This window comes from Pontiella desulfatans (assembly GCF_900890425.1).
Taxonomy (GTDB): Bacteria; Verrucomicrobiota; Kiritimatiellia; order Kiritimatiellales; family Pontiellaceae; genus Pontiella; species Pontiella desulfatans.
Genome location: NZ_CAAHFG010000001.1, coordinates 3,421,997 through 3,438,194, shown reverse-complemented (window position 1 = coordinate 3,438,194; position 16,198 = coordinate 3,421,997). Strand labels below are relative to the sequence as shown.

Annotated in this window: 16 protein-coding genes; 15 read left to right on the top strand and 1 reads right to left on the bottom strand. The window is 49.9% G+C overall.

Annotated elements, in window-relative coordinates; translation table 11 throughout:
* Positions 1 to 275: 275 nt before the first annotated feature.
* From E9954_RS12120 to E9954_RS12050, 15 genes are all read left to right on the top strand, one after another.
* Complete coding sequence (locus tag E9954_RS12120; RefSeq protein WP_136079427.1) at positions 276 to 833, top strand: hypothetical protein; 558 nt, start codon at positions 276 to 278, stop codon at positions 831 to 833.
* Positions 823 to 2,820, top strand: coding sequence for an ATP-binding protein (locus E9954_RS12115; protein WP_136079426.1), 1,998 nt, complete (start codon positions 823 to 825; stop codon positions 2,818 to 2,820). The genes E9954_RS12120 and E9954_RS12115 overlap by 11 nt, the downstream gene beginning before the upstream one ends.
* Positions 2,821 to 2,867: 47 nt before the next feature.
* Positions 2,868 to 3,278: a hypothetical protein gene (locus tag E9954_RS12110; protein WP_136079425.1), complete on the top strand. Its 411-nt coding sequence runs from the start codon at positions 2,868 to 2,870 to the stop codon at positions 3,276 to 3,278.
* Between the two features lie 625 nt (positions 3,279 to 3,903).
* A complete protein-coding gene (locus tag E9954_RS12105) occupies positions 3,904 to 4,251 on the top strand; it encodes a single-stranded DNA-binding protein (RefSeq protein WP_168442189.1) in 348 nt (115 codons plus the stop codon).
* A gap of 2 nt (positions 4,252 to 4,253) precedes the next feature.
* A complete protein-coding gene (locus tag E9954_RS12100; RefSeq protein ID WP_136079423.1) occupies positions 4,254 to 5,039 on the top strand; it encodes a radical SAM family protein in 786 nt (261 codons plus the stop codon).
* 538 nt (positions 5,040 to 5,577) lie between these two features.
* Positions 5,578 to 7,497: a KAP family P-loop NTPase fold protein gene (locus E9954_RS12095; RefSeq protein WP_136079422.1), complete on the top strand. Its 1,920-nt coding sequence runs from the start codon at positions 5,578 to 5,580 to the stop codon at positions 7,495 to 7,497.
* Positions 7,498 to 7,500: 3 nt separating this feature from the next.
* Positions 7,501 to 8,382, top strand: coding sequence for a Qat anti-phage system associated protein QatB (gene qatB / locus E9954_RS12090; RefSeq protein ID WP_136079421.1), 882 nt, complete (start codon positions 7,501 to 7,503; stop codon positions 8,380 to 8,382).
* Positions 8,379 to 9,704, top strand: coding sequence for a Qat anti-phage system QueC-like protein QatC (qatC, locus tag E9954_RS12085; RefSeq protein ID WP_136079420.1), 1,326 nt, complete (start codon positions 8,379 to 8,381; stop codon positions 9,702 to 9,704). The genes qatB and qatC overlap by 4 nt, the downstream gene beginning before the upstream one ends.
* A gap of 12 nt (positions 9,705 to 9,716) precedes the next feature.
* Positions 9,717 to 10,454, top strand: a complete 738-nt coding sequence (qatD, locus tag E9954_RS12080) for a Qat anti-phage system TatD family nuclease QatD (protein WP_136079419.1) — start codon at positions 9,717 to 9,719, stop codon at positions 10,452 to 10,454.
* 193 nt (positions 10,455 to 10,647) lie between these two features.
* Positions 10,648 to 10,830, top strand: a complete 183-nt coding sequence (locus E9954_RS12075; RefSeq protein WP_136079418.1) for a hypothetical protein — start codon at positions 10,648 to 10,650, stop codon at positions 10,828 to 10,830.
* Between the two features lie 667 nt (positions 10,831 to 11,497).
* Positions 11,498 to 12,787 (top strand): DUF2201 family putative metallopeptidase, encoded by a 1,290-nt coding sequence (locus E9954_RS12070; RefSeq protein WP_136079417.1) that lies wholly within the window; start codon positions 11,498 to 11,500, stop codon positions 12,785 to 12,787.
* A complete protein-coding gene (locus E9954_RS12065; RefSeq protein WP_136079416.1) occupies positions 12,784 to 13,167 on the top strand; it encodes an ATPase in 384 nt (127 codons plus the stop codon). The genes E9954_RS12070 and E9954_RS12065 overlap by 4 nt, the downstream gene beginning before the upstream one ends.
* A 106-nt stretch (positions 13,168 to 13,273) precedes the next feature.
* The gene (locus tag E9954_RS12060) at positions 13,274 to 14,749 is read left to right on the top strand and encodes an AAA family ATPase (RefSeq protein ID WP_168442188.1); all 1,476 of its coding nucleotides are present in this window, start codon (positions 13,274 to 13,276) and stop codon (positions 14,747 to 14,749) included.
* 4 nt (positions 14,750 to 14,753) lie between these two features.
* On the top strand, positions 14,754 to 15,149 hold the full coding sequence (locus E9954_RS12055; protein WP_136079414.1) for a hypothetical protein: 396 nt from the start codon (positions 14,754 to 14,756) through the stop codon (positions 15,147 to 15,149).
* A gap of 15 nt (positions 15,150 to 15,164) precedes the next feature.
* The gene (locus E9954_RS12050; protein WP_136079413.1) at positions 15,165 to 15,365 is read left to right on the top strand and encodes a DUF2905 family protein; all 201 of its coding nucleotides are present in this window, start codon (positions 15,165 to 15,167) and stop codon (positions 15,363 to 15,365) included.
* Positions 15,366 to 15,375: 10 nt separating this feature from the next.
* On the opposite strand, the gene E9954_RS12045 is transcribed toward E9954_RS12050, so the two are convergent.
* Complete coding sequence (locus tag E9954_RS12045; protein ID WP_136079412.1) at positions 15,376 to 16,098, bottom strand: hypothetical protein; 723 nt, start codon at positions 16,096 to 16,098, stop codon at positions 15,376 to 15,378.
* Between the last annotated feature and the right edge of the window lie 100 nt (positions 16,099 to 16,198).

Here is a 16,198-nt window from a genome sequence, read left to right as displayed (position 1 = left end):
GAAACACGCTGCGCGTGCGGGGGCTTCGCCCCCGGTGGGGGGATTGGTAATCCCCACCGTTGGTGGGATAATTTATATCCCGACCCTGCGGGTCGGGGGTGTTTGTTTAGTTTTTTAGACGAATGTTTTGTTTGGGATGTAAGTTGTTGAGGGTTGGATAGATAGATTTAGATAGAAGATAAAACAAACCCTTGAACAAAACATCCAAACAAAAGATTCCGGCACCGAAATCTTTATAAATGCCAATCCATTTACTCTCACCGGAGAGTGGTAAAATGGCATTTGAAGATAAATACGGAATACCGTTGTATGACGCCGAGGCGGAGCGCCAGAAAGACGCATACAACTATCATGTTGAAACCGGTCAGCCGGCCTTCGAGATCATCCAGGAAATCAAACCTGACAAAAGTCCTTTCAAGAATCCCGATGAGCTGACCGAACGGATTTTTAACAGCAAGAACGCCTACGAAATCGAGCCGCTGGACTTCACGTCCGACCGCCTGCATTTGCACGGCGACCACATTGATGTTTTGGTCAAGCAACTGCGGGCGCGGCATGCGATCTCATACGGCATTCTCAAGAATGTGGAATACGAACAGCTGCGGGTTCACGGCATACTTTCGGAACTCCGAAACTGGCCGAACTATAATGGAATCCACAGCCGGTTCGAGTCCGAGCTGGAAAAGCAGGTTCATTCGCTGGCCAAGGAAAAACATGCCGAAGAGGTGGCCTGCTGGCGGGATACCAACCGGCTTCTGGGCGACATATTCGACTCATGGTCAGGCTATGCGGACGAGCGTAGGAAAAAGAGGGTCTTGAACGATGACCTTTGAGGAATCACTAAAGAAACTGTCAGACTATATTGGCAAATCAAAAGCCCTGAAAATCTGGCGGCAGCACCAGCTTAGCGACAGCGCCGGCAAGCGCGACATCGAGGCCTTGGTGGAGCTTCAGCTCGAGCGTAAATTCGGCGTCAATCCACTGGTTGAAAACGGGCTCCATATTCCCCCAGAAGAAAATGCCCGTGGGCAGTATGAACTGGGTCGGATTTTGGCACATGACCAGGCCTTGTATCCCTTCGGAATCTGCGAAGATGAATTCATCCAGCACATGGCGATTTTTGGCCGGAGCGGGGCGGGGAAAACCAATACGGTAGCCCTGCTCATCAAAGAGCTGGTTCGCAACAAAAAGCCCTTCCTGATTTTCGACTGGAAACGGAATTACCGCGACCTGCTGGCACACGATGTTCCACTGGAAATCTACACCGTCGGCCGACCGGTTCATCCTTTGTATTTCAACCCGCTGATTCCACCGCCGGGAACCGATCTGAAGGTCTGGCTCAAAAAGCTGATCGAGATCATTTCCCACGCCTACTTTTTGGGAGAGGGGGTTATGTTTATTCTTATGGAGGCCATCGATGCCGTTTATAAAAAATATGGATGCTACACGAACGAACCCGAGCGGTTTCCCACCCTGAAGGATGTGCTGGCGTTTCTGGAAAAGATGCCGGTCAAAGGCCGGAAGGCCATGTGGCTCGATTCCACCATGCGTGCCGTTCAGAGTCTCTGCTTCGGACAGGTGTCCGACGTCATCAACACCGAGTCGCAATCCGGTATACAGGAACTGCTCGATAAAAACGTCTGCCTCGAACTCAATTCGCTGGCGCACAACGAAAAAATATTTCTTATCGAAACCCTGATGGTCTGGATCCACCACTGCCGGATGCTTGAACCCGATAGGGAAACCTTCAAGCACTGCGTCATCGTCGAAGAGGCGCACAACATCCTCACCAACACCGGCAAGGAAACCGTCATCGATCTCCTGCTTCGTGAAATCAGGGAGATGGGCGAGTCCATCGTACTGGTCGATCAGCATCCCAGCCAGATTTCCGTTCCGGCGCTCGGTAATACCTACTGCACCATTGCGCTCAACATGAAACACAGCAAGGACATCAACTCCCTCGCCGAAATGATGCGGATACCGCGGGAGCACCGCGAGGTGCTCGGACTCCTTCCCATCGGCCACGCCGTCGTAAAGCTCCAGTCGCGTTTCATTTTTCCCTTCGAGATTCAGATCCCCAAGGTCGATCTCGACAAGGGCTCCGTCACCGACGCGCACCTCATTGAAAAATATGGAACCGGTTCCAACGATTCCATGCAGGAATCTGTAGATAAAGCGGATTCCAACCAAACCAAGGATGTTCCCCATATTCATAGAATAGGGAAGAAAGAACCTGGAACCTCTCTTACTGAAACGGAGCAAAAGCTCATGAAGGATATATACCGAAACCCATTCGACGGAGTCGTCAAACGCTATTCACGTTTGGGCATCAGCCGGAGAAGGGGAAACCACGCCAAACAGGGGCTCATTCAAAAAGGTGTCATCCAGCCCGTGGATATTCCAACCCGAACCGGAAAAGTGGTGCTGTTGGATTTTACACCCGCCATGCGGGAAGCCATGAAGCGGAACAGCGTAGAGGTGGCCAAACGGAAAGAGGGTGGCCTCATCCACAACTATTGGAAAAACGAGATCCATCGAAAGTTTGACCGCGACGGTTGGACGGTTGAACTGGAAAAGCCCATCGGCAACAACCAATGCATAGACCTGCATGCCGAAAAAGACGGGAAACGCATTGCCGTTGAAATCGAGACCGGATCGCGGGGCGCCGACAACATTCAGAAACTGCTGGAACTGGAATTTGACGAAATCATCAGCTTCAGCACTACCGAATCCGTAAAACACAAAACCCTGCGCGATCTCAAGTCGCGGAATATTTCCGCCGACAACCTACGGTTTCTCTCCGATCCCAACGAACTCTAATTCTTAAATAATGGGACGAACCGACACCTCTATATAGGAGGTGTGATATGCAACCGATAAAAGGCTGGGAACATGTAAAGGTCAAAAATCCCAATACCATTAGTGTAGGAGTAAATTTCGGATTGGATGAGGATGGGGAGGGATTGCCACCCGCATCAGATGCTCGGAATGAGACGTTGCCTGGATACGATCCAGAAGAAATCTATCCAGACGAACCGGGTATTCCATACGCCAGTTCTCCACATGCACAGGATCAACAGAATTCGGGTGAGGTACCTGACCGCGAGACAAATGACATATCCCATCAACATCCTCAATATCCGCCGAACCATCAAAATCGGTATCCCCATCAATATTATCGGCGGCCTCGCAGGCAAATCCCGGAGGATCTTCAGGACATGATCATGTTGGGCGTGGGTCTCTTTTTCATCTGGATTGCTCTATTGATCTTTACATAGCTGCCGTCCGCTCCTGGCAGGGGCGGGGGTATAAAAACGTGAGTATTATGAAGAATGAACGAATAGAGGAAAGGCTGCTTCCCTGTAGCGGGCATCAGCCTGTAGGGCGGAGACATTCACCCCCGCCATCACCACCGGGACACCAGGTACATCAACATCATCCACCCCAATACAATGAGCCGGTTCAGCAGGAAATGACATTTCTGCAGCGATTGATTGCGACCAGTGTCATCATTGCATTCGTGATTTTTGCTAAATGGGTGTACATGCGGATGGGGAAATAATCCCTCATCCACCTGTGCAACTGAACGTGGCCTCAATAGTGAAAGCCCTCTTGCTCGGTCTCCACCGGCAGCGCCTCCGTCGCTTCCTCATTCTTGTTCACCCTCCGACTCCACCGTCGCCGGCACAATTTGCATTGCCGGATACGGGCTTCGCCGGATTTGTTCCACCGTATTCCCTTCGAAATGCTTTTGGTTGATCCGCAGTACGGACACTTGAATGGCCTTCCTCTTGCCATGTTTATCACCTCTGGTCACGGGGGAGGCGCGGGTCTTTATAAAGGTTTCGACAGAAAGTGGGACAACGGGGCGTTAATTGAAACCATCAACCCATGGAGGACAATATGAAGTCATTCAACAAAGTAATCCTGGTCGGCAACGTTGCCACCGACGTAGAACTCAAGACCCTCAAGTCTGGCACCAAGGTCGCCGATTTCCGGCTGGCGGTAAACGAGCACTATAAGGATAACGACGGCACGGAGCAGGAGCGCGTCGCGTTCGTTGCCATCGAAACCTGGTCGGGACTCGCCGAAACGTGCGACAAATACCTCAGCAAAGGTCGCGCCGTACTCGTTGAAGGCCGACTCAAAATGGACGAGTGGAAAAACGAGGAAGGCGAAAAGCGCTCCCGTCTGCTCGTCACTGCCGAAACCGTCAACTTTCTGGATAAACCGAAAGAAAAGGGCGAATAGCGATGACCGCGATCTTCGGCACAAAAGAGTGGGCATCCTCAAATGTTAACATCCAGAGCGGATGCCCGAATGACTGCAAGTATTGCTATGCAAAGGCGATGGCCATTCGCCACAAGCGCAAAACCCGTGAAAACTGGAAAAAGCCTGTAATCCAGATGGAGAAGGTAAACAAGGGTTTTGCGAAGCGAAAAGGAACGATCATGTTCCCGACTACGCATGATATCACCATGGAGAATTTGGATGAGTGTATCACGGTTCTCCGAAGCATGCTCAAAGTCGGCAACCAGATGTTGATCGTCAGCAAGTCTGATCCTGATTGCATTCTTGAGCTCTGCTGTGAGCTGGAAAAATATCGGGAACAAATTCTGTTCCGATTCACCATGGGTTCTGCCAATGATGATCTTCTCCAGTTTTGGGAACCCGGTGCGCCGATATTTGTAAAGCGCAACGAAGCTCTGAAAACGGCCTATGAACTGGGCTATGCCACCAGCGTCTCCTGCGAACCTATGCTCGATAATCGCATCGAAGGTGTCGTTGAAGCAACATTGCCGTATGTGACTGACGCGATTTGGATCGGGTTGCCCAACATGCTGAAGCAGCGCGTGTCGATCAATTGCGGTACTGCGGAGGCCATGGAACGCGCAGAAAAACTACTGGCGTGTTTTACACAGGAGCGCATCAACGAGCTGTACGAAACCTATAAGGACAACCCTCAGGTAAAGTGGAAGGAATCCATAAAGAAGGCCATCGGCCTCGACATGCCCGACGCGGTCGGGCTGGATATCTAAACCTCCAACCCTTGGAATCTCCACAGGAAAACCACTCCGCATCGGGGTGGTTTTTCTATTTTATCAAAGACTACCGTTGGGTGCGGACGTGCTGTATTGGATCAGGCTATAAACCATGTCCTTGTTCCAGTGGCTGCGCCGAAGTCCGTTTCGGTGAACCGCACAGAGACTAGTATAAAATACTAAGCCTTTCGGTGGGGGTGCCTGGTGGTTGTGGGGGAATCCACCACAAACGCATCAAATCGGCGATTTTCCTAAGCAATCGCTGGATGGAGGGGTGAAAAACGGATATTGTTTTCACGTTTATTAAACCTGTTGATTTCGGGGTGCGTGGAATGGCGATCAAGTTTGCGGATGTTGCTGAAAAGGAGAGGAGGTTGGTGCGGTAGGTACTACTGATCGGGGGATGTGATATGAACGATTTTGTTGATTGGAAATGCAACCGGTTTAGTTGGTGTTATTTTTTGTTGGTGTGTGACTTAGATGTTTTATGAATGCGGATTAAGTGTGTTTGTTTCAATTGGCTCGGAGGAGAAATATGTGGCCTGATCATGAATCAGAAAGAGATCTTTTGGGAGTTCAGCACCTGGTGTGTTCAGCTGTTGATATAGTGAATTCCGATAACCTTCTTCCTGCAACGATAGGAATCTTCGGTGACTGGGGTTCCGGTAAAAGCAGCGTTATTCAAATGATAGAACGTGATCTCAAGTCGCAGGGTGATGTCATTCTCCTATCATTCAATGGATGGCTGTTTGAAGGATACGATGATGCAAAGACGGCCTTAATGGAAACAATCATCGACGAAATTTCATCGCAAAAGACCTTGGGGAACAGGGCAAAAGTATTGGCGGTGAATCTTATCCGGAAGGTGAACTGGTTTCGGGCCGTTGGTTCCGCCGTCAAATATGGAGCTGCCACTATTGCCGGAGGCCCGGTTGGCCTGTCTGCTGTTGCCGGTATCGACGCCGTTGCTCTAGCAAAAAAAGCTGGAGAAAAAATAGAGGACTTGAAGCCAGAGGATGTTTCTGCGCTTTTGGAGGATGAGAAAAAACACACCTTGCGGAAAGGCATAAGAGAGTTTCGGGAGAATTTTGAGTCCTTTCTGAATGAGGCAAAAATCAAGAAGCTGGTCGTCGTAATCGATGATCTGGATCGGTGCCTGCCCGATACCATCATTGAAACGCTAGAAGCTATCAAACTGTTTCTCTTTGTCCCGGGCAGTGCTTTTATCATAGGAGCTGACGAACGCCTTGTAAGGTTTGCTGTTCGAAGCCGGTTCCCTGAGCTTCCTGGTGATCGGACTGATGTCGGACGGGATTATCTGGAAAAACTCATCCAGTACATGATCCGCGTTCCTTCAATGAGCAAAACCGACACAGAAAACTATATAGCCTTATTATTCTCGCTCCCCCATCTATCTGATAGTGATCTGGAAAAGGTCTGTGAATGGGCTTTAGGGCCGAAGAGCATTCAGGAAGGCCGATCATTCGGACTGTCTTCTGCTTCGGAAGTTCTAGAAGAGGTTCCAGAACCTTTGAAGGAAGAATTGGCGCTTGCAGAACGCATCAGTCCTATACTGGCGGATGTGATGAACGGCAATCCACGTCAGTGCAAACGTTTCCTTAATACGCTGATGATGCGCTTGAAGATGGCCGCATCAAGGGAAGTAGAGATACAACAACGAGTATTGGCAAAGCTGATGATTCTTGAGTACCTGCGTCCAGAAACCTTCAAGAAGCTGGCTGGTTGGCAAATATCGCAAAATGGTGTGCCACCTCAAATTGTATGCCTTGAGGACGCATTGGCTCAACCCGGCATAGGGAAAGAAGCTGAAAAAAAGGACGCTGAGCGAAACGCAGGAACTACTCCAAAAAGCAATGCTGATAAAATCAAAATGGATACTGAGCTTGGAGTCCTGTTTGCAGAGGATTGGTTTAAGGAATGGCTGACCCTGGAACCAAAACTGGCCGGAATTGATTTGCGGCCATACTTTTATTTTTCACGGGATTCGCTTAGTACCCTTTCGTATACGGCAAAAAGGTTGAGTTCAGTCGCCCGAGAAATCCTACTGAAGATTCTTAGCCCGAGTGAAGCTGTCCGCGAGGGAGCGCTGAAGCTCGGGGAGGATGTGAGCCCAGTTGATGCTTCCAGCATTTTTGAAGAATTAGCAGAGAAAGCTAAGCATTCGGAGGATCACTCAAAAGAAGAATCCCCGCTTTTGATGATTGTTGAGTGGACTGGTGTGCGCCATGAATTACTCGGGGAATTGCTTACTTTTCTCCCCAGTTTTCCGGCACAAGCATTACCTCCGCAAATCATATTAAAGCTTGAGGGGACGTGCAAAGCAGCAGGCCGGCAGGAGCTTTATGAGAGGTACATTGAACAGGTTATTGCATCAGACTCTGAGAGCAGTATTGCCAAAGTCGCGATAGCTCGAAGGAAAAGAAAGAAGGGATAGATCATGGGTACTTCTGCTTCATATGGGGGAAACAGGGATAAAAAAAGCCTGCTACCAGATTGGGCTTTTCCATCGGGAGACGGTGAATCCTCAAATAGTCCTGATTCACAACCGGAATCTCCGGAAGAATCAGGTGAGGAGAATGAAAATCCCCAAGGGGATGTTCAAAATCCTGAAATAGAGGGATCAGACACATCTAATGAGCCGCCTCCGCTTTGGCAGGCTGCCAAGGCCAGTATGACACGAGGGGTTCGGGCTGATGGTCCAGGGGGCGGTGGCGGAATGCCCCAGACCGGCCGCTCTTATGTGAAAGCCAAAGGTGGATCTAGAGTTGCAACAGTAAATGCATCCGCCGGACGTGCTGCCGCGCAAAGGATTACAGGGTTCCTGTCAAGTGTAGCATCGGACGGTGTTAATGCCGCACTTCAGAATCTGGGGTTAAGCAGACTGATCGGATCTGATGTAGATACGGTATATGCAGAATTGCTGGATTCAATCGCCCCCGAATCATCCGGTTTTGATGAAAGCCTGGCTAGACAGGCTATGGAGGACGCGCTTTCTTTGATCTACGAAAACACAGAAAAACTCGATGATTTAGATCATTTATCCTCGGGGGATGTCCTCTCAGCCCTGGAAAGGTTTATAGCAGGATATATATACCGGCAATGGTTACAGGAACTTGGGATATCGATAGAGAAAAATGCTGTATCAGAAGCTCAGGCAGTCTCGCTTGAAAGAAACGTGAAGGCTTATGTTAATGATGCGGTTAAGCTGGAGATGGAGGCGATTGATCCTCTGGCCGTGGATTGGGCTGGCTCCGAAGGCAAGGCCATCATCCAAGGGCTTTACGAAGAGGCTTATTCGATAATCGGAGGTGAAGCATGATGTGGCATACGATAGCTCGAGTAGGGCCGAATGATAATTATGTGCCGGGCATAGGCGAAGGTTCTCCAAGGATATTCTGTGATTATGACAACAGTTCCAGCCCATACTCCGTTCCACAGCATGTTGTCCGTGATATAGAAAAACTGACCCAGGTCCAGTTACCCGAAGACGCAAAGGATTTGCTCCATTTTGCAATGACTGTTTACAGTGCAGACCGTTGTATTAACAGGGATATGTATTCAGATAATTGCTGGGGACGGGAGATCAGGATCTGCGTTCCCGTTGCCGATCCTGGAAAATGGAATGCCGCAGCCCCCATTCTGCAAAGGGCACTGGACTTTCTGAGTGGTGATCGGTGGGAGTTTGAATTTAGGAAACGCGAATATAGTCTACAGGAAGAACTTTCATCGGAAGAAATTGACTGCAGTGATGTGTGTCTCCTCTCAGGCGGTTTGGATTCTTTGGCTGGAGCAATTAACTTATTGAAAGAAGGACGCACTCCTATGTTTGTCGGCCACTATGGCGGTGGGGGGGTGACATCCACAGCCCAGGCAGAAGTCGCTTCCATCCTGCAGAACCAAATGGGCATTTCTGACAAGAGGTTCTTAAGGCTGAATGTTACCCAGCCCTCGATACGTGGATGTAATTATGAACAATCAATGAGGACCCGATCCCTGTTGTTTTTAGCAATGGGATGTGCATTGGGATCACTTAATTCCGGGTCTTCAACTCTGTTCATTCCAGAGAACGGGTTAATATCCCTTAATGTTCCTCTGACAGAAACCAGAACAGGCAGTCTGAGTACTAGGACTACCCACCCCCACTTTATGATACTGATTCAGGAAGTGATATCACTACTTGGTTTTGACATCTCGCTGGAACTGCCGTTTCGGCATAAAACCAAAGGTGAAATGCTGAAGGAGTGTGCTGATGAGGCTGTGCTCTGTCTTACAACCGCAAAAACCGTCTCATGCTCCCACCCTGAGCAGAGCCGATGGGGAGGCAGGGCACCGGGAATTCAATGCGGGCATTGCCTTCCGTGTCTGGTGAGACGAGCCGCAATCCATCAGACCGATCTTGATGATGCTGAGTATTTGACCGATGTGATATTGAGTCCTCCTGATCCATCAACAGGGAAAGGACGCGACTACCGGGCGATAATGATGGCCGTCGAACGGTATAAAACTGATTCGCCGAAAAATGATATTTTCAAGGTTCTATCGACAGGATCGATTGAACCGTCAGAAGTTTCATCATTTGTTGATGTATATAGACGAGGAATGGAAGAGTTGGCAGTTTTTTTAACAGGATCTGGTCGATAGAGGTAGGTTTATATGTTTGTTGATGCACACTGCCACTTGGATTTGTTTCCTGATCCCAAATCCATACTTTCAGTTATGGGCAGAAGTCAGGTTCAGGTGCTGGCGATGACTAATGCTCCCTTTGTATTTGAGCGGTGCTGTGAACTGGTTGAAGGATACAGCTCTGTGAATGTGGCGCTTGGATTGCACCCTGAGCTTGCGTTTGAATACAAAGATCAGCTAGATCTTTTCCAAACACTGCTTCCCAAAACAAAATTTATTGGTGAGGTCGGGCTGGATTACATGACCAGCGACAAGCGGGATCGACAGCACCAAAAAAGAGTTTTCGAACGAATTGTTGAAATGTGTTCTGCCGCTGAAGACAAGGTTCTTTCTGTGCACACGAGACGATCCGCCTCGGATGCCCTCAGCATACTGAATGGTTTCAAAGGTAAATTCATTTTGCATTGGTTTTCGGGAACGGATAGTGAGCTGAAATCGGCACATAATATCGGGGCATATTTTTCAGTGAATGCGAAGATGATGCAGTCTAAGCGGGGCCGTATGTTGGTGGGGAAAATGGATTCTAGTAGAGTTGTTACGGAAACCGATGCCCCACTGGCCAAGCGGTCACCTGAAATCAAGTATCCGGATGAACTGGAGTTCACGGTTGGTGAACTGGCAAATCTTTGGGGACGTTCGATTTGGCAAACTAAACATGACATTATGAATAATTACAGCGTCTTCGTTGAGAACGTTTATCGGGAATAGCCAAATCGCTGCACCCTTCAATTAATTTCCGACAATTTAATGTTAGTTATTGGTTAGGTTGCTTGGCGCTTCCAATAGTGGAGTTATCGCAGGATTTCTGCCTTGCTCGCATAAGCAGGTTGGTAAACAGTTAATATAATCGTTAAACTAGAGTTGCAAAAAATTTATAAACTGCGACTACTTTTGAGTAGTCATGGAAGCAGATAATCAGAGTGTACCCGATACACTCGAAACAAAGCTTGCGGCGATGGAATGCCACCTGTGCGACATCCGGGCGGATGTCTCGAAAATCCTGAATATGCTCCGGGACGAACTGGAGCAGTTTAGGGAGCGGGAGTTCTGGCAGGAATACCGCGAGACCTACAACCAGGAGTAAGGGCGATTATGCCTTTACTCCTTTTTTCATTTATGGCCGAAACCGTAGATCGTGTGTCTTTGTGATTTCTGCGCATTTTCGTGGCCATCAAAAATCAAGCCGGAACCCATTCGAGGTTCTATATGAAAACTATTCAAATCATTGAAATCCGTTTGATGCCATTTGCTTGAACGGTCATCCCGCGAAGGAACTGATGCTGATTATCCGGCTGAACACAGTGGATTCGCATGAAGGTTTACGGCCTTGCCGTACCTTGTCTTGTAAACGCGTTCCCCGTCGAGGGAGGACGTTTTCATAGCGACCGCTATGCATTTCTAAAACCATTAATTTCCCCATCAGCAGAAGTGTTTTAACCGCTAAAGAACGCAGGGGACACAAGGACTGTGCGGGCTATTTTTAACCGCAGATCACGCGGATAACGCAGATCTATTTCTAGCCACACAATTGAGAGTGAACAGCGATCAATTGGACTGAAAACACGAAAGAATTCTAACCGTGACCACCGAAGGTAGAGGCAGGCGCAAAGCGACGGCAACGAACGAAGTGAGAGGCAATAAACGCGGATGGACGTGAATCCTGATCATCCAGCGAGCCACGCCATAGCCTTGGGCGACGGCGGGTTATCCGGTCAAAAGTTTTCCAAACAACAAACAGAAAGGAGATTCAGATGAATCTAATTACATTGGAAACAGTACGGCAGATGATGAAGCGCGAGTTGGGCGCGGATTCGTTTGTTGCGGGGATCGTGGCTTCGGTTGAAGTCGATCCCGGCATCCCAACGGCATGCATCGATGCCGATGGGCATATGAAATACAATCCGGAATTCGTTTCGGAGCATGTGAAGACGGAGCAGGATCTGTTCTGCCTGGTCTTCCATGAAATCCTGCATCCGGCGTTCGGGCACTTTGTCCATAAGTCGGATCAGATCAGCAACATTGCGTGCGATGCGATCATCAACGCGCTGATCAGCCAGTTCTATGCAAAGGCATCGGGCGGCGGATCGTTATTCGAGCGTTTCTATGCTGTCCAGGGATTGGAATCAATCCTTCGGCCAAACAGCAAGCATCGCAACAGTCGGTACAGCTATCTGTACCAGCACCTCTATCCCAAGTGGCAGCACCATGATGTGCTCAGCGCGGGCGAGGTGATCCAGACCCTGAAAATGCTGGTACCGCAATCGGCGAGCCGTCCAACCCTGATCGGTTCGCATAGTGGCGGTTCCAATCATTGGAAGCCGGAGCAACTGCAGGGCATTGGTAAGGAAGTGGGTAGGAAAATCCTGGGAAGCAGCGATTGCTCGGGAGGCATGTTCGACAGTCTGAAGAAAATGATTGTCGAGATCATTAAGACCAAGCGGAGCATCAGGCAGGAACTGTTGCTCAATTACAGCACCCGCAAACGATTGGATGCCTTCTTTTGTTCGGAGCGGGAAATGCGCCGTACAACGTCGCCGTTCCCGATCAATCCGTGCCGACGCGACATGGTGTTGCTGAGCGCGGATATCTGGCCAGGATTTTTTCGTAACCGCCAGCCGGAGCTGAAGAACAACCGCGAGGGCATTGCGCTATTTCTGGATGTGTCGGGTTCGGTGAACCAGTCGTTGCCGGAAATCTGCGGCCTGTTGGCGCGGTACCGACGGAATCTCCGTTCGGTCTACCAGTTCAGCAATGCCGTTGCGGAAATCACCATGGACGCGCTGATGCGCGGCTATGTGGAGACCACCTATGGCACCGACTTCAACTGCGTTGCACAGACCATCCTGACAGAGGAGTTCAAACGCGCGGTCATCATTACCGATGGCTATGCAGCGATGAGCGAACAAAACCAGACGGCCTTGCATGATGCCGGAGTCCGAATCCTGACCATTCTGTTCGGGATCCACAACAACGGAAAGGTGCTGGAGCCGTTTGGAGAAGTCATGAACCTAAATGAAATAACGGAAGGAGCAATAAAATGAAAAGCCATGTTGGAATGGAACAAAAGGTCTGTCCGGTCTGCGGTCAGACATTTGATACGGGTACGATCCTGTTGGATAAGCGCCTGCGAAACACGCTGGAGCGGAAGACGGTCACGGGTTGGGATTTGTGCCCGGAGCACGCGAAGCTGTGGGAAAAGGGATATATCGCGCTGGTTGAGTGCGATCCCGAAAAGTCCAAATTCACCGGCGGCACCATTAAGCCGGAGGATGCCTATCGTACCGGGCGCATTGCCCATATCCGCAAAGCGGTCGCAAAACGTATCTTCAATGTGGAGATGACGTCTCCGGTGGCGTTTGTCGAACCGGGTGTCGTGGATATGCTGGAGAAAATGCAGGAAGGAGAGACAAGCGGAGACTGAAAATGAAATATCAAAATCGTGAAGAGCCGATTGGGCGTAAATGCCGGGTCGGCTCTTTTTTTGTGCCTACACACCCTGCGTGCAGGGTTTTATAAGGAGTAATAAAATGAAGACTAAGTTATTGGAACAACTGGGTATCTATGGATGGAGCTTGGAAGATGAAAACCTGGCAATGGCCTCGCTGTTGACGGGTGATCCGCTGCTGATGGTTGGCGCGCATGGCGCGGCCAAGACGCATGCGGCGGGTAAGATCGCGCAGGCGCTGGACTGGAAGTTCATGGCCTACGATGCCAGCAAGGCGTTGTTTGAAGATGTCTTGGGTTTTCCGAATGTGGAAAGCCTGAAGCAGGGGCGCGTCGAATATGTGCCGAGTACGGTCACCGTATGGGACAAACAGTTTGTGTTGATCGATGAGATTAACCGCGCGGTACCGGAACTGCAGGCCAAGTGGCTGGAGATTATCCGATCCCGCAGAATCATGGGCTTTACGACCGAGGTCAAATGGGTCTGGAGCGCCATGAACCCAATGGGACGGCAATACAACGGCACCCAGCCGATGGATGCCGCATTGATCGGGCGCTATGCCATATTCCTTTATCCGCCTGAAGCATTGGATATGGATGAGGAAGACCGCATCAAGGTGCTGCGCCATATCAATGGCGATGACGCGCCGAGCATTGGCGAATGGTGCCCGCAGTCGGAAACCAAGACCGTCAGCAAGGCGGATACGGAAATCGCCGGACGGCAGATATGGGAAATTCTCCTGAAGGCGGGATCGCTTTTCCAATCATTGGAAAAGGATTTCCAGTCCTTGGGTGAATTCCTCTCCCGGTTGGCGGTGCTGGTAATGAAGGAGACGGACGGCAGCGTTAAGCTGGATGGCCGCCGCTTGGGTTTCATCTATCGCAACCTATTGTCGAACCGGGCGGTTGAGCTGGCGCGACAGTCGATCCGTGGCGACGACCTCCCTTCATTTGCGCAGAGCGCGAAGAAGGTGATCCTGTCGAGCATTCCAATGGGACTGAACGACGAAGGGATCAACCGCGAAGAAATGCTACATCAGGTGGAGGTCTGCCTTGATCTGTTGGCGGACTATTTCAGCGAAGGCGGAAACTTCCAAAGGGTGGAAACCGTCTATCGCCTGTTCACCACCACCGACCTGTTCGAGAAGGCGGAAATCCTGCTCGGCGAGAACCTGTCGGAAATGGTGAAGCTCAAGGCGTGGAACGACCTGTGCGACGCGCCGGGGCAAATCACGCCGCTGGCCTACATCGCCTTGCGGGTCGAGTCGCTCCATCCCGGCAAGATTCCATCGGAACTGCTCGAAAAGGTTGGGGGACAGATCGATCTCCAAGGATTGGAAACCGACACCATTTCCGGCCTGACGGGCGACAACATCGAGCTGATTGAACAAGTGGAAACGCTTTTCGACCAGACCGACGACCTCCGGCGCATGATCGCCTACCAGGAAGTTCGTACGTTGGCTGTGCGGTCGGAGTTGGATGAAGTGAAAATCGGAAAGGCCAAGGCGCGAGTTGAATCAACAGCGACCCGGATCGAGTCGTTGCTGGAGAAAGGATAATAAAATGAAGCTATATGGATTGAAGATATGGTTGGAGCCGGATCATAGGATTTCGGCTTTTTCGCGTATGGGATACGAACGCATCGAAGTGCCGATCGAGGATGTGCTGCTATCGGTTTATCGCCGACCGGGATTCTCTGCTGATGGAGTTTCGCGAAATGGCAAAAGCCGGCTATTTAAGAAAGGCATAAGGAGGGTTGAAATGAATATCCAGGATTTTAAAAATCATGTGCAGAAAGTTCGCGATGGCATGGCTGTGCTGTGCCACAAAGCAAAAGGTGAGACTGAATATCGCCGACTCGGTATTCTGGCGGTTGTATTGTTGGTTTCCACGACGGTCATGTCTCCTCTAATCGGTATTGCGTTGGTGCTGTTCGGGGTTTGGTATCTTACCTACTAACATTGGAGGAAGGAAATGAATGGTAGGCATATAGCATTCTGGATCGTGTTCTTCGTTGCATTCCTCATCTGCAAACGATTTATCCCTTGGTTTGGTAGCCTGCCGGGGGATATCGAGATCAGGAAAGAAAACCTCTATGTGGCACTGCCCATTGTGAGCTGTCTCTTGCTGAGCATTGTCCTCTCATTGCTGGCTTCAATCATCCGCCGGTTTTAAGGATCCTCCCTCAGCTTCCACGCAGGGCATGCTCCATCAGATAGCCGGCGGTTGACTGCGAGATCATTCCATCCATCACGGCTTGCTCCAGAAGATAGATGGCCTTTTCACGGTCTAAGGATCTCAACAATAGGTATATCTTGTGTCGGGTGTCGCCATCGTCATCAATTTGGAAGTCGATGGCCAAGTGATTGAATCGGTCGCTGATCTCGCCAAGATCATCATAGGTCATCCCAAGCCCTGCCATTTCGGTTCTGGTGCCTGCCCGTTGCTTCCTGAATCCAGTTTCCGTCAGGCGGTCATCCATTTCCTGGGCAGATATCTTGCCGGAATCGTAGAGGTCATGGATTTTACGCTCTTTGCGTTCGTAGTAATCCAGCTTTGAGCGGTACTCATTAAGGGACTCGACAATCAGTTTGATGCGGCTGACATATACATCCAGTTCCACAAAATCTCTGTACGGGTCAGAATAGGCCTGATCATACTCTTCGAGTATTTTTTCTAGTTGCAGAATTTGCTCGGACATTCTGTTTTCGCTGGAGGTGCGATATTCATTGTTTTCATCATGCCTCTTGTTTTCCGCATGCTCATTAAATACTCCGGATGAATAAAACTCGGCTACAATCTCCCGAGCTTTGTCGAGCATATCATTTGCGTTATCTTCCTTGTTGGAATTTTTATAATCATCTCGATCATCAGTCCAGTCATTTTGGCTGTCATCGTCAAACCACATGCCCACACCTCTCTAATAGGGGGATATTTGTCCCGCTTACCAGATGAGATGAGGGGCTACCCTTAGCATGGATTGTCAAATGATGGTGTAGAAATTATCG

Coding starts and splice junctions, on each gene's coding strand:
- E9954_RS12120 (WP_136079427.1), top strand. CDS start 276: ATGGCATTTGAAGATAAATACGGAATACCGTTGTATGACGCCGAGGCG.
- E9954_RS12115 (WP_136079426.1), top strand. CDS start 823: ATGACCTTTGAGGAATCACTAAAGAAACTGTCAGACTATATTGGCAAA.
- E9954_RS12110 (WP_136079425.1), top strand. CDS start 2,868: ATGCAACCGATAAAAGGCTGGGAACATGTAAAGGTCAAAAATCCCAAT.
- E9954_RS12105 (WP_168442189.1), top strand. CDS start 3,904: ATGAAGTCATTCAACAAAGTAATCCTGGTCGGCAACGTTGCCACCGAC.
- E9954_RS12100 (WP_136079423.1), top strand. CDS start 4,254: ATGACCGCGATCTTCGGCACAAAAGAGTGGGCATCCTCAAATGTTAAC.
- E9954_RS12095 (WP_136079422.1), top strand. CDS start 5,578: ATGTGGCCTGATCATGAATCAGAAAGAGATCTTTTGGGAGTTCAGCAC.
- qatB (WP_136079421.1), top strand. CDS start 7,501: ATGGGTACTTCTGCTTCATATGGGGGAAACAGGGATAAAAAAAGCCTG.
- qatC (WP_136079420.1), top strand. CDS start 8,379: ATGATGTGGCATACGATAGCTCGAGTAGGGCCGAATGATAATTATGTG.
- qatD (WP_136079419.1), top strand. CDS start 9,717: ATGTTTGTTGATGCACACTGCCACTTGGATTTGTTTCCTGATCCCAAA.
- E9954_RS12075 (WP_136079418.1), top strand. CDS start 10,648: ATGGAAGCAGATAATCAGAGTGTACCCGATACACTCGAAACAAAGCTT.
- E9954_RS12070 (WP_136079417.1), top strand. CDS start 11,498: ATGAATCTAATTACATTGGAAACAGTACGGCAGATGATGAAGCGCGAG.
- E9954_RS12065 (WP_136079416.1), top strand. CDS start 12,784: ATGAAAAGCCATGTTGGAATGGAACAAAAGGTCTGTCCGGTCTGCGGT.
- E9954_RS12060 (WP_168442188.1), top strand. CDS start 13,274: ATGAAGACTAAGTTATTGGAACAACTGGGTATCTATGGATGGAGCTTG.
- E9954_RS12055 (WP_136079414.1), top strand. CDS start 14,754: ATGAAGCTATATGGATTGAAGATATGGTTGGAGCCGGATCATAGGATT.
- E9954_RS12050 (WP_136079413.1), top strand. CDS start 15,165: ATGAATGGTAGGCATATAGCATTCTGGATCGTGTTCTTCGTTGCATTC.
- E9954_RS12045 (WP_136079412.1), bottom strand. CDS start 16,098: ATGTGGTTTGACGATGACAGCCAAAATGACTGGACTGATGATCGAGAT.